This is a genomic window from Exiguobacterium sp. TNDT2 (assembly GCF_003331145.1).
Taxonomy (GTDB): Bacteria; Bacillota; Bacilli; order Exiguobacteriales; family Exiguobacteriaceae; genus Exiguobacterium.
Genome location: NZ_QLVE01000004.1, coordinates 1 through 12267, shown reverse-complemented (window position 1 = coordinate 12267; position 12267 = coordinate 1). Strand labels below are relative to the sequence as shown.

Sequence of the window (12267 nt, the reverse complement as noted above, 5' to 3'; positions counted from 1 at the left end):
CTCTTCATATGTATAAATTGGTAAAAAAATCGCCTGTCCACATGAACAGGCGATTAGGCTTTAGAAATAGTGACGAACTTTTGAGAAGACATCCCCGTCGAGAATGAGCTTGCCGTATTCTTCAAGCATCGCTAACGTCTGCGTGCTGAACGTCAAATACTCGGATAAGAGACTTAATACGTTCTCTTCTTCTTCCGGTTCCATCTCGTCTGGGAAGTCAATCCACAAGTAATACCGATTGTCGTAATGGAATAACTTAAGGTTGACGTTGTTCAACGCCTCTCCTGCTCGTTTACTGAGCGAGATGATCGCCTCAAAGTCATCCGTTTCCATGGCGAGCGGAGCCCACGCCTCCGGCTCAGCTTCGATTTCATCAAGTTCACTCAATTGATCAAGCACCGATTGCTGATCGCGCGCCTCATCGATTGCCGAGCGTAGGAGTGATCCAAGCTCAGAATCGTCTTCAGCATCAATCATATTTTTCGCGATTGTCACGGTCACTTCGAGTCCCTTTTCAAACGCTTGTACTTGTATCCATAGTGGACCATCGAACGAGATATCTTCTCGTTCGTGCGCTTCGTCCATCATCTGCCAAAACAGTTGCTCACCACGTTCCCGGTTATACCAGATTTCATCACGAGCGAAACCGCGTTTCTCGATATCAACATACGTAATGAAAAATTTGACGGTGTTATCGTTGATGCGCTCAATTTTCACGATTGTCCACTCCCTTCTCACCTCACTCCTACTTCAATAATTAAGGAGGAGAGGGGAAATTGTCTTGTTATCATAGTACCCTTTTTTATACGTGTCAATCTATTGATGATGGGGTTGTTTCTATTATTTTATCGGAAAAACGGAATAATAAAAAGCACACTGCTTAGACAGTATGCTTCCTCATTCGTTGACAAGTCGTTGCGCCTCTTGAAGTTGGAACGTCCGGACCTTGCGCGGCAAGAATCGGCGAATCTCATCTTCGTTGTACCCGACTTGAAGACGTTTTTCATCAATCAAAATTGGACGACGAAGCAGTCCCGGATATTCTTGAATCAAGTCGTACAATTGCTGGAGCGAGAGCGCATCAACCGATACATCGATTTTCGAGAAAACTTTAGAGCGGGTCGAGATGATTTCATCTGTCCCATCTTCTGTCATACGTAAAATTTGTTTAATCTCATTAAGTGAGAGTGGTTCTGAAAATATGTTTCGTTCCGTAAATGGGATATCATGCTCCTCGAGCCAGGCGCGTGCTTTTCGGCACGATGTGCAACTCGGAGATGTGTACAGTGTGACCATTATCGTTCCTCCCTGATCAAGTGTTCGTTCATCTTTTACAAGCGACTCTATTTGTATACCCAAAATATCGTTCACTTAATTATAATAATTCTTAATTATTGAAACTACAATGATATTCTTTCTCACTGAGGGAAGAAAAGAGGACGCATTCAGAAGAATGCGACCCTTGATCGACCGTTCTAGGACGCCGGCACCCGAGAAACCGGTTGTGACACCGTCTCTTTGCCAGGCTTCACTTGCAAGTCTTTCAATTTCTTCTTGAGGACTTCCTTCAAAAGTTTCTTTTTCTGTTGTAGTACCTTGTCACGTTCTTTCATGGTCTCTCACCCCCAGCACTAAAAGGACCGACCGTTACTGAATCTGAAAATCTTGAACTTGCACTAATCTACACTTAAATTATAGCACATTCTTATGAAAATAGTTGAACAATATCAACGTTTTTCATCATTTCACACGTTCCAAATTTGATTTTCTTATTCAATTCCCGTATAGTTAATAGAAATAACCTTTGAATTCACCAAGGAGGAGAGCGTAGATGAGAATTACATTAGAGACGATTATGCAACACCCGGTCACACAAAAATACTTGACCCGCTCCGGTCTAAAACATGCCGTTGACGTCTGTGAACGCGCTCTCGAATTGGCGACGCGACGAGGTCTCGATACCGATTTAGCGACGAAAGCCGCTCTGCTACATGATATTGGTCACTACGAATGGTATACCGAAGGCAAATGGAATTATGATTTATATCGTCAAAACGACATCCATGCGATTAAAGGGGCCGAACGCGCCCACAAGCTATTGATTCGTCTCGGGGAAGACCCGGCGCGCGCGAAAGAGATCTCGGTCATGATTTTGCTTCATACCGATTCTTACTTGCCACCTAACCGGATTCAACGTACCCCGCTCCAACAGCTCGTCCATGATGCGGATACGTTCGTCGAACAACCTGGCGGATTGCACCACTATGAGACGATGGACATCGAAGACGCCCTGGCTCGAGTCCGCTTGATTGATGCGGTCGTCGAACGGCTTTCGAATTTGCCACGCATCTCAAACGCCTGACACCGTCATCCTAGACGGTGTTTTTATTTGCCCAAAAAGTCCCGCATCCAATTGGATGTGGGACTTTTTGTTTATACGAATTGCGCTTTATACGCTTCGTACTCTTCGTCTGTCAATGAGACGTAATGGCCTGGCTCGACTTCACGGAGTGGCGGGATGCTCGAATCCTCATCTGAACGTCCGACGGCACCGAGTGACTTCGACTCATACACGATCCGTTTACGTGTGCGCTCGTGCTCTGGATCCGGAAGTGGGATCGCCGAGAGGAGTGACTTCGTATAGGCGTGGAGCGGGTTTTCGTACAAACGAGCTGCTGGAGCGAGTTCGACGAGGTGACCTTGATACATGACGCCGATGCGGTCCGAGATGTACTTGACCATCGACAAATCGTGGGCGATGAACAAGTACGTCAAATCACGGTCGCGTTGCAATTCTTTCATCAAGTTGACGACCTGGGCTTGAATCGATACGTCGAGGGCTGAAATCGGCTCATCGGCGATGATGAAGTCTGGCTCGACCGCGAGAGCGCGGGCAATCCCGATCCGCTGACGTTGACCACCCGAGAATTCGTGCGGGTAACGGCTCGCGTGCTCTTTCGTGAGACCGACTGTCTCGAGAAGGTCATAGACGCGGTTCATCCGGTCTTCTTTCGTCTTGGCAAGACCGTGAATATCGATGCCTTCGGCGATGATGTCCGCGACCGTCATCCGCGGGTTGAGCGACGCGTAAGGATCTTGGAAGATCATCTGCATGGCCCGGTTGAACTTCAGCTTCTCAGCCTTATTCTTTTTACCATGAACGTTCTCACCTTTAAAGATGACATCCCCGTCAGTCGCATCGTAAAGTCCGATGATGGTACGACCTGTCGTCGATTTCCCACATCCAGACTCCCCTACCAGTCCGAGCACTTCACCTTTATAAATATCGAACGAGATGCCGTCGACCGCTTTGACGACGCGGCCTCGGCCGATTTTAAAGTGCTGCTTCAGGTCTTTTACTTCAAGTAATTTCTCGCGTTCCATTATTCAGCACCACCTTTCAAAATCGATTTCGCGAACGCGCTGTCCGGACGATACTTGAGCGCAAGATCACGGATTGCTTTCGGCGGGCTCACTTGTGGGGCTTGTGGGTGCAATAGCCAGCTCGCCGCATAGTGTGTATCGCTAATTTGGAACATCGGTGGTTCTTTTTCAAAGTCGATTTTCATCGCATACGGGTTACGTGGTGCGAAGGCATCGCCTTTCGGTGGGTTGAGTAAGTTCGGCGGCGTACCCGGGATGGCCGGAAGCGCCTCGTTCGGGTCGTCAGTCGGACGCGGCATCGATCCGAGTAGTCCCCATGCATATGGGTGACGCGGCTCATAGAAAATCTCATCGACCGTTCCCTTCTCGACGATTTTACCAGCGTACATAACAGCAACGCGGTCTGCCATGTTCGCAACGACACCGAGGTCGTGCGTGATGAAAATGATCGCTGTGCCCGTCTTTTGTTGGATGTCTTTCAAGAGCTCCAAAATCTGAGCTTGAATTGTTACATCGAGGGCCGTCGTCGGCTCATCGGCGATCAATACTTTTGGGTTACATGCGAGCGCAATCGCAATAACGATCCGCTGACGCATCCCACCTGAAAGTTGGTGCGGGTATTGCTTGAGGCGTGCCTCAGGGTTCGGAATCCCAACGAGTGTGAGCAATTCAAGCGTACGTTTCTTCGCATCTTCACCTGTGAGACCTTGGTGTTGCTTCAATCCTTCGGCGATCTGTTTGTAAATCGTCATCGTCGGGTTGAGCGACGTCATTGGATCTTGGAAAATCATGGCGATATCGCGGCCACGGATTTTTAACATTTCTTTTTCCGACAACTTCGCCAAGTCTTTGCCTTCGAACAAGATTTCCCCGTTCGTGATTTCACCTGGCGGGTTCGGAATCAAACGCATAATCGCTTTCGAAGTGACGGATTTACCAGAACCCGATTCACCAACGATGGCGAGCGTCTCGCCTTTTTTCAAATCAAACGATACGTTGCGAACGGCTTGTACCGTTCCAGCATACGTATGGAACGAGACCGCTAAGTCTCGGACAGATAAAATCGTTTCCATTCACGAGTCCCCCTGTTTCTATAATTATTTACGCATTTTCGGGTCGAACGCATCACGCAATCCATCGGCGAGCAAGTTGAAGCTGACCATGAGCAAGACGATGATGACTGACGGGATGACGAGCAAGTACGGGAATGTTCTTAACTCTTTGTATCCGTCGTTAATCAACGTACCAAGTGATGCTTGTGGCGGTTGAAGTCCGATCCCGATGAAACTAAGGAATGCCTCGAAGAAGATGGCAGATGGAATCGTGAACATAAGTGTAATGATGATGGCGCCGAGTGTGTTCGGAATCAAGTGCTTGAAAATCAAACGAGTACTTGAGGCACCGAGTGTACGGGCTGCCAAGACGAACTCTTGGTTTTTAAGTTTCAAGATTTGACCGCGGACGAGTCGACTCATCCCGATCCAACCGGTGATCGTCATCGCGAGGATGATGGTGAACACCCCTGGGTCAAAAATCAAGATGAACAAGATGATCAAAATTAAGTTCGGCACGCCTGTCAAAATTTCAACGATCCGCTGCATGATGTTATCTGTGCGGCCACCGAAATAAGCCGAGATTCCACCGTAAGCGACACCGATGACCGTATCGATGATGGCGGCCATCAAACCGATGAAGAGCGAGATACGTGTCCCTTCCCAAACACGTGACCAAAGATCACGGCCGAGATAGTCTGTACCGAACCAGAAGTTCTCTTCAACATTTTTCTGTTCATAAAAATTAATGTCGCGCCCACCGAGGTTGGCCATCCCATCAAATCCAGCCCATTCAAGTCCAGTGACTTTCGGCGGGAGTTTGGCTTGTGAGATGTTTTGTTCATATGCGTCACGGCCTGAAAGCATCGGACCGAATAGCGCAAGTAAGACAAGAATGACAATGACTGACAACGAGAGGATGGCGGCCTTGTTTTTCTTTAAGCGCATCCAAGCGTCTTGCCAGAAGTTTAAACTTTTACCGGCGATCCGTTCACCGAGCTGTTCATTCATTTCGACACGTTGGAACATGTCTTGGTCGAACTGCTCGAAATTCTTTTTATTTTCAATCATCAGTTATCCCCCCCAAGACGAATACGTGGGTCAACGACTCCGTAGAGCAAGTCGACTAGTAGAATGATAATAATAAACAGGCCAGAGAAGAAGAGCGTCGTGCCCATGATGACCGAGTAATCATTCAACGTAATAGATGTGACGAACAATTCACCGAGTCCAGGTACCGCAAAGATTTTTTCGATGACGAACGTACCAGTCAATAGACCGGCCGTCATTGGTCCAAGGATTGTGATGGCAGGAATCATCGCGTTACGCACCATGTGCTTCCATACGATGGCATTCCCGGTCAACCCTTTCGCCTTGGCGAGCGTGACATAGTCTTGTCCGGTAACTTCTAGCATCTCAGTCCGGACGAAACGGGCAATCGATGCCGTGACCCCGAGCGAGAGCGAGATGGTCGGCAAGATGGTATGGGCCGGTGAATCCCAGAACGCGACAGGCAACCACTGCAACTTAACCCCTACATAGTACTGAAGGAGGGCTGCAAAGACGAACGACGGGACAGAAATCCCGATTACCGATACGAACATTGAACCATAGTCGATGTACGTGTTATGACGGATGGCCGCTACGATTCCGAGCAACAACCCAACGAAAGTACCAAGGACTAATGCCTGAATACCCAATTGTGCCGAAGGACCGATCCGCTCCATGATCAACTCCGTCACTGGCCGGTTGGCCGTACGGAACGACACACCAAGGTCACCTTGCACAAGGTTCCCTAAATAAGTCGCGTAACGAACCGGCAGTGGATCATTGAGTCCGTAACGATCGTTCAAGAGTTGAATTTGCGTGTCCGTCAATTTCTCCTGGTTCTGATACGGCGAACCTGGAAGCAGGTCCATCAAGAAGAATGTGAACGTCGCAATCAAGAAGAACGTGATGAGGCCGTAAGTCAGCCGTTGCAGAATATAACGTCCCATAAATAAATACCCCCTGTTTTTCTAATGTCTATGCTTGCACCAACAGCATCACTATGACATATGTCTCTATTCTATAATTCACGAAATGAAAGGAATTTTCTGAAAGAATAGATGAAACGTCATCTCAAGGCTCTTAGCACAGCACTTGAAAATTAAAGAATCCTTAGTTTGTAAAGTATTCTGAATTTTCACTGTTACTACATTATACTTTACCAACAAAACATTTGAATAGTATTTTCTCACATTTCCAGTTTTTTTTTATAAAAGGGGGGACATGCGTGGTGCATGCCCCCTTCTCATTTAGTTGATATCGACGTATTTGTACTGGTAGTCAGCACCGAATAGTTGACGGTTGAAGTTTTCGACGTTTGGACGAATCAAGTAAGCGACACCTGCTTGGTAAATCGGCATGATGGCTTGGTCTTGTTCAATCAAGAGCGTCTCTGCTTCTTTAAATTTGTCATAACGGGCATCGATTGCTGTTTCAGCTGATGCTTCATCAATCAATTTGTCATAGGCGGCAGACTTGTAATTGATGTCGTTTTGACCGTTGTCAGACGTAAAGATGCCAAGGTTTGTAAGCGGATCTTGATAGTCAGGTCCCCAAAGGGCGAATGACATTTGGTAATCTCCGTTTGCTTCGAGCTCGAGCTTGTTATTGAACGGCTGTTGTGAGATGTTCACGGTCACGTTCGGCAAGTTCGATTCGATTTGGCCTTCCATGTACTCTGAGATTTGTTTCGCGACTTCGCTGTCAAATGAGAGAAGTTCGATCGTGACAGCTTCACCGCCTGTCGCTTCTTCCCAAAGTGATGCCGCTTCATCAGCGTTTGTCTCAAAGTGTGAGACACCTTCAGTGTAATCCGTTCCGTCCTCATACTTGATGAATTCTTTCGGAATGAATGAAGTCGTTGCGATTGAACCGTTGTTTAAGAGTTGGTCGATGATGCCGGCTGGGTCGACCGCACGAGCGACTGCTTTACGAGCGTTGACGTCAGCGAAGACTTCATCTTCGTGGTTGAATTTAAAGTAACCGACAGTTGAACGAAGGCCTGTGTTATAGTCATCATTCTCTTGGAACGCAGCAACTTGTTCAGATGAGAGACCGGCATAGTCCACTTCTCCCGCTTCATACAAGTTAACGACTGTTGAAGTGTCTTTAACGACACGAACGTCTACTTTTTCTAAAGCGACGTTTTCAGCATCCCAATACGCATCGTTTTTCGTCAACACGTATCCTTGCTCGCGATCCCACTCCGACCATGTGAATGGACCGTTGTAGATGTGGTTCTCTGGAGTCGTCGAGAAGTCCGCACCTTTTTCAGTGGCGAACGCTTCGTTGATCGGTGTGAACGTACCGAACGATGTGAGCGAGATGAACGACGGATCTGGACGCTCGAGTGTGACTTCGAGTGTCTTCTCATCGATTGCCTTCACGCCGAGATCTTCTTTCGGAAGTTCTCCTGTGTTGATCGCTTCTGCATTTTTAACCGTGTTCATGATATACGCGTATTGTGAACCTGTTTCAGGATTCACGGCGCGTTGCCAAGCGTAGACGAAATCGTTCGCTGTGACAGGCTCACCGTTTGACCATTCCGCGTCGCGGAGTGTGAACGTGTAGACCGTTCCGTCTTCGCTCACTTCTGGCTCTCCTTCGGCGATGGCCGGAATGGCATTCCCGTCTTGGTCAAGACGGTAAAGACCTTCCATTGTGTTGGCGATTAAGTTGAACGCGACTGCGTCCGTCGCAAGCGCCGGGTCAGCTGTTGTAATATCAGACGTATCCGTCAAACGGAGTACTTTTTCTCCGTTCGAAGACGAACCGCCGTCAGAGTCTCCACCTGTCGAGCAAGCAGCGAGCACTGAACCGAGTGCCAAGATGAGTGTCATCATGAGCAAAATCGATTTTTTCTTCATTGCGATGTCCCCTTTCTGAATCGTGAAGCATAGCGTTTCGTCGGATTTGACGTATTCTCTTTTTCTTTAATTTTCTGAATATTTCATTTTGTATCCAACAAAAGAACGTTAGGGCTATTGTAAAAAATTTTTAATCAAACTGTCAACTCCCTATTAAACCGCTATCATGTTTCAACACGAACTTCTCGCCATCTTAACTAGTCAACGGGTATCATAGAGCCATAGAGTGGAAGGCACGATGGAGCGCCCCCACGCTGAAAGGAGTTTATTACGTTGAAAAATTTTAGAAGTATATTAATCGTTTGGGGGATTGTCACAATCACCTATACAGTTTGGTCGAGCTTGTCCTATTATCAAGACGAAACGTTATCGTTTCATTTGAGCGGCGGACTGTTCGTCGCTGGCATGCTCGTTTTCGCGATTGGTATGTTCTCACAAATGAGCGCGTCTGGATTATTCGACGGCATCATGTATGGGTTCAAACGTAACCGGCGCGCCAAGTTGAAAGAGATTGATCCCGATTATGAAGAGGACGAAGAAGCGACGCCGGAAGAACGTGCCGTCCAAAAGCGAGCAGCTTGGCGCTGGGTGTATGTCGGCGTCGCAAGTGTCACTTTATCCTACGTGCTCGCCCTCGTTTGACCTTTCGATTTCGCGGTTGATATGCTACACTATGGCTAGAACAATAGGAAACACAAGGAAGAAGACAAGTACCTCGAACCCCTTTTCCCTCAGAGAGTCTACGTTGCTGCGAGTAGATGGAAAACTTCGAGTGAATGGACTTCGGAGTGGCTCGCCTGAACGAGAGTATGGCGAGACGGTCACGCCCGTTAACGCGATCAAGTGGCATGAACTTCATGCAAATTTGGGTGGCACCGCGGTTATTCGTCCCGATTTTTTCGGGCGGGAAACCGCGGTTTTTTATATTCTCTGGAGGTGCAATCATGGCAAAAATCTTTTCTGGCATTAAACCGACCGGCGTCGTGACGCTCGGTAATTACTTAGGCGCGATGAAACAGTTCGTCGAGCTGCAAGAAGAGCACGAAGCGTTTTATTGTGTCGTCGATCTCCATTCGATCACGGTCCAGCTCGACCGCGTCGAGTTGATGGACAATACGCGCAAGCTCGCGGCGCTCTATCTCGCTTGCGGTCTCGACCCTGAGAAATCGACAATTTTCGTACAATCGGAAGTGAAGGCGCATGCCCAGCTCGGTTGGATGTTGACATGCATCGCCGGCATGGGTGAACTGAGCCGGATGACGCAATACAAAGACAAATCACAAAGTAGTGAAAACATCGGCGCCGGGCTGTTCGTTTACCCGACACTCATGGCGGCCGATATCCTCTTGTATGGGACAGAACTCGTCCCCGTCGGCGATGACCAAAAACAACACGTCGAATTGACGCGTGATTTGGCTGAGCGCTTCAACAAACGTTACTATGAGACGTTCACGATTCCGGAGCCGCTCATTCAAAAAGAAGGCGCGCGTATCATGAGTTTGACGAACCCTGTCAAGAAGATGTCGAAATCAGACACGAATGCGAAAGGCTTCATCTCGATGCTCGATGAGCCGAACGTCATCCGTAAAAAAATCAAAAGCGCGGTCACAGACTCGAGCGGTGTCATCAGCTTCGACCGGGAGAACAAACCGGGCATCTCAAACTTGCTTGAGATTTACTCACTCTCGACCGATACGCCAATCGCTGAACTTGTCGAGCGCTACAAAGATTCGAACTATGGAACGTTCAAACAAGACGTCGCCGAATCTGTCGTTGCCATGCTCGAGCCGATTCAAAATCGCTATCACGAACTTGTCGACTCAGCTGAGCTTGACGCCATCCTCGATGCGGGACGTGAGAAAGCGGAAGCCGTCGCCAACAAAAATCTCGCGAAAATCGAGAAAGCGATGGGACTCAATCGGAAACGGGCTAAAGTGAAGAAATAACGTATAACCGCCCTTTGCATTCAAAGGGCGGTTTTTTTGTGCATCGTGTTAGCTCAATCTGATCGCACAAAAAAAAGAGACAGGCGTCCCCGTCTCTTTTTTGTATGCGTGTTGTTTCTTATTGCTCTTTTCCTTCGATGAACGCCCACTTGTACGAGTAGTCAGCGCCGAACGCATGTTCAACGATTCCTTTAACGTATGGCTTCGTGAGGCGAGCCGATCCACGTTGGTAAACTGGTGAGATTGCGTTCTCTTCAAGAACGATTTTCTCTGCAGCTTGAAGGTCAGCCCAACGCTGTTCAGCATCTGTGCTTGCTTTCGCAGATTCGATGAGTTTATCGAATTCTTCATTCGACCACTTACCACGGTTGTATGGTCCGTCAGTGACGAAGAGGTCAACGAATGTCATTGGATCCTGGTAGTCAGGGCCCCATCCAGCGAATGTCAACTCGAACTCACCTTTGTTCTCAAGGTCAAGTTTGTTGTTGAACGGTTGTTGCTTGATTGTAAGCGTGATCCCTGGAAGGTTCTTCTCAAGTTCACCTTTGATGAACTCACCGATTTGCTTCGCAGATTCTGAGTCGTAGTTGAGGAGCTCGATTTCGACAGAGTCTTGACCGATTTCTTCAAGTCCTTTTTCCCAAAGCTCTTTCGCACGGTCCACGTCGTAGCCGCCGATGTCGCCGTTCGCTTCACGGAAGTCTGCGCCGTCCGGTCCAGTGACGAAGTCTTTTGGTACGAGGTAGTTGGCAGGAATTGAACCGTTCGCAAGGAGCGTTTCAGAGATCGCTGCTTTATCGTATGCCGCGTCGATCGCGTTACGGATGTTTTGGTTGTCGAGTGCTTCAACCGCCGTGTTGAACTGGAGGTAGAAGAGTGTTGGCTCAACGACAGTCGAGAAGTCTTCGTTGTCTTGGTATTGGGCAACGAGTTCAGAAGTCAAACCAGTGCGGTCAACGTCGCCGTTTTCGTACAAGTTAACGCCTGTTGAAACTTCTTTAACGACTTTAACGTTGATTTCGTCGAGTTTGACGGCTTCAGCATCCCAGTAGTCGTCGTTTTTGACCATTTTCCAGCCTTGCTCGCGCTCCCAGCTTTCGAGTTTGAACGGTCCGTTGTAGAGAGTCGTCTCTGCAGACGTACCGAAGTTCTCGCCTTGCTCTGTGTCGAACGACTCAAGTTTAGGCATGAATACGCCGAAGCTTGTGAGACCGAGGAAGTAATCAGCTGGTGCAGTCAATTTAACTTCAAGTGTCTGCTCATCAAGTGCTTTGACGCCGACAGCGTCGCGCTCGCCTTCGCCAGTGTTGTAAGCTTCAGCGCCTTCGATGATTGACATAACGTAAGCATATTGTGAAGCGTTGTCCGGGTTAAGGACTTCTTTCCAAGCGTATTCGAAGTCGTTTGCTGTCACAGGCTCGCCGTTAGACCAAGTTGCGCCTTCACGGAGTTTGAACGTGTACGTTTTACCGTCTTCAGAAACTTCGTGTGATTCTGCGATTCCCGGTGTCGGGTTGTCATCTTTATCCATACGGTAAAGACCTTCGTTGACGTTGTTCAACACGTTGAACGAAACCGCGTCAGTCGCGAGTGTTGGGTTAAGTGAAGGGATGTCAGAACTATCGAGCAAGTTGAGGACTTGCGCTTCATCTGCACTTCCTTCTGATCCTGTCCCTGTATCCGTTGACGTTGTATCTTCTTCCCCACCTGAGCATGCTGCTAGGAACGCGCTAGATAGAAGCGTTACCGACGTTGCTAATGCAAAACCTTTTTTCTTATTCATTGCGATGACCCCCTGATTTTTTCGGTTTAACGAATTGAATGATGGTAGAAAATTCTGATAGTTCACTTTACAAATTTTGTTACCGCCATCCCGTTGAAGCAATAATACAATATTCTGATAATTTTGCAAAGTATTTATTTTGATTTTTCTAAAAAAATTTTAATATAGGCCAAAAGCCCGTTGATTAG

At 47.9% G+C, this 12267-nt stretch carries 12 protein-coding genes and 1 other annotated feature; of the genes, 3 read left to right on the top strand and 9 right to left on the bottom strand.

Annotated features, from left to right (window positions below; all coding sequences use genetic code 11):
- Positions 1-60 precede the first annotated feature (60 nt).
- From mecA to DPV68_RS14950, 3 genes are all read right to left on the bottom strand, one after another.
- Positions 61-717 carry an adaptor protein MecA gene (mecA, locus tag DPV68_RS03280; protein ID WP_114165404.1) on the bottom strand — a complete coding sequence of 219 codons (657 nt, stop codon included), beginning with the start codon at positions 715-717 and terminating at the stop codon, positions 61-63.
- Between the two features lie 180 nt (positions 718-897).
- Entirely contained in the window at positions 898-1296 is a 399-nt protein-coding gene (spxA, locus tag DPV68_RS03275; protein WP_015881217.1) for a transcriptional regulator SpxA, read from the bottom strand.
- Positions 1297-1475: 179 nt separating this feature from the next.
- The gene (locus tag DPV68_RS14950) at positions 1476-1613 is read right to left on the bottom strand and encodes a hypothetical protein (RefSeq protein WP_198662232.1); all 138 of its coding nucleotides are present in this window, start codon (positions 1611-1613) and stop codon (positions 1476-1478) included.
- Positions 1614-1831: 218 nt separating this feature from the next.
- On the opposite strand from DPV68_RS14950, the gene DPV68_RS03270 reads away from it, so the two are divergent.
- Positions 1832-2362, top strand: coding sequence for an HD domain-containing protein (locus tag DPV68_RS03270; RefSeq protein WP_114165403.1), 531 nt, complete (start codon positions 1832-1834; stop codon positions 2360-2362).
- Positions 2363-2433: 71 nt separating this feature from the next.
- On the opposite strand, the gene DPV68_RS03265 is transcribed toward DPV68_RS03270, so the two are convergent.
- From DPV68_RS03265 to DPV68_RS03245, 5 genes are all read right to left on the bottom strand, one after another.
- Complete coding sequence (locus tag DPV68_RS03265; RefSeq protein ID WP_114165402.1) at positions 2434-3384, bottom strand: ABC transporter ATP-binding protein; 951 nt, start codon at positions 3382-3384, stop codon at positions 2434-2436.
- Positions 3384-4457 carry an ABC transporter ATP-binding protein gene (locus tag DPV68_RS03260; protein WP_114165401.1) on the bottom strand — a complete coding sequence of 358 codons (1074 nt, stop codon included), beginning with the start codon at positions 4455-4457 and terminating at the stop codon, positions 3384-3386. The genes DPV68_RS03265 and DPV68_RS03260 overlap by 1 nt, the downstream gene beginning before the upstream one ends.
- 24 nt (positions 4458-4481) lie before the next feature.
- Complete coding sequence (opp3C, locus tag DPV68_RS03255; RefSeq protein ID WP_114165400.1) at positions 4482-5507, bottom strand: oligopeptide ABC transporter permease; 1026 nt, start codon at positions 5505-5507, stop codon at positions 4482-4484.
- Positions 5507-6433 carry an oligopeptide ABC transporter permease gene (gene opp3b / locus DPV68_RS03250; RefSeq protein WP_114165399.1) on the bottom strand — a complete coding sequence of 309 codons (927 nt, stop codon included), beginning with the start codon at positions 6431-6433 and terminating at the stop codon, positions 5507-5509. The genes opp3C and opp3b overlap by 1 nt, the downstream gene beginning before the upstream one ends.
- A gap of 300 nt (positions 6434-6733) precedes the next feature.
- Positions 6734-8350, bottom strand: a complete 1617-nt coding sequence (locus DPV68_RS03245; protein WP_114165398.1) for a peptide ABC transporter substrate-binding protein — start codon at positions 8348-8350, stop codon at positions 6734-6736.
- Positions 8351-8623: 273 nt separating this feature from the next.
- On the opposite strand from DPV68_RS03245, the gene DPV68_RS03240 reads away from it, so the two are divergent.
- Positions 8624-8992 carry a DUF3899 domain-containing protein gene (locus DPV68_RS03240; protein ID WP_114165397.1) on the top strand — a complete coding sequence of 123 codons (369 nt, stop codon included), beginning with the start codon at positions 8624-8626 and terminating at the stop codon, positions 8990-8992.
- Between the two features lie 46 nt (positions 8993-9038).
- Positions 9039-9246: a binding site (T-box leader), on the top strand.
- A gap of 48 nt (positions 9247-9294) precedes the next feature.
- Entirely contained in the window at positions 9295-10296 is a 1002-nt protein-coding gene (gene trpS / locus DPV68_RS03235; protein WP_114165396.1) for a tryptophan--tRNA ligase, read from the top strand.
- A 118-nt stretch (positions 10297-10414) separates the two neighbouring features.
- Here trpS and DPV68_RS03230 read toward each other — a convergent pair whose 3' ends face one another.
- Positions 10415-12079, bottom strand: a complete 1665-nt coding sequence (locus DPV68_RS03230) for a peptide ABC transporter substrate-binding protein (RefSeq protein WP_114165395.1) — start codon at positions 12077-12079, stop codon at positions 10415-10417.
- Between the last annotated feature and the right edge of the window lie 188 nt (positions 12080-12267).

Excerpts from the sequence above, each read along its gene's own strand:
- trpS (WP_114165396.1), top strand. The coding sequence starts at position 9,295 with ATGGCAAAAATCTTTTCTGGCATTAAACCGACCGGCGTCGTGACGCTC.
- DPV68_RS03230 (WP_114165395.1), bottom strand. The coding sequence starts at position 12,079 with ATGAATAAGAAAAAAGGTTTTGCATTAGCAACGTCGGTAACGCTTCTA.
- DPV68_RS14950 (WP_198662232.1), bottom strand. The coding sequence starts at position 1,613 with ATGAAAGAACGTGACAAGGTACTACAACAGAAAAAGAAACTTTTGAAG.
- DPV68_RS03270 (WP_114165403.1), top strand. The coding sequence starts at position 1,832 with ATGAGAATTACATTAGAGACGATTATGCAACACCCGGTCACACAAAAA.
- DPV68_RS03245 (WP_114165398.1), bottom strand. The coding sequence starts at position 8,350 with ATGAAGAAAAAATCGATTTTGCTCATGATGACACTCATCTTGGCACTC.
- opp3C (WP_114165400.1), bottom strand. The coding sequence starts at position 5,507 with ATGATTGAAAATAAAAAGAATTTCGAGCAGTTCGACCAAGACATGTTC.
- opp3b (WP_114165399.1), bottom strand. The coding sequence starts at position 6,433 with ATGGGACGTTATATTCTGCAACGGCTGACTTACGGCCTCATCACGTTC.
- spxA (WP_015881217.1), bottom strand. The coding sequence starts at position 1,296 with ATGGTCACACTGTACACATCTCCGAGTTGCACATCGTGCCGAAAAGCA.
- DPV68_RS03260 (WP_114165401.1), bottom strand. The coding sequence starts at position 4,457 with ATGGAAACGATTTTATCTGTCCGAGACTTAGCGGTCTCGTTCCATACG.
- DPV68_RS03265 (WP_114165402.1), bottom strand. The coding sequence starts at position 3,384 with ATGGAACGCGAGAAATTACTTGAAGTAAAAGACCTGAAGCAGCACTTT.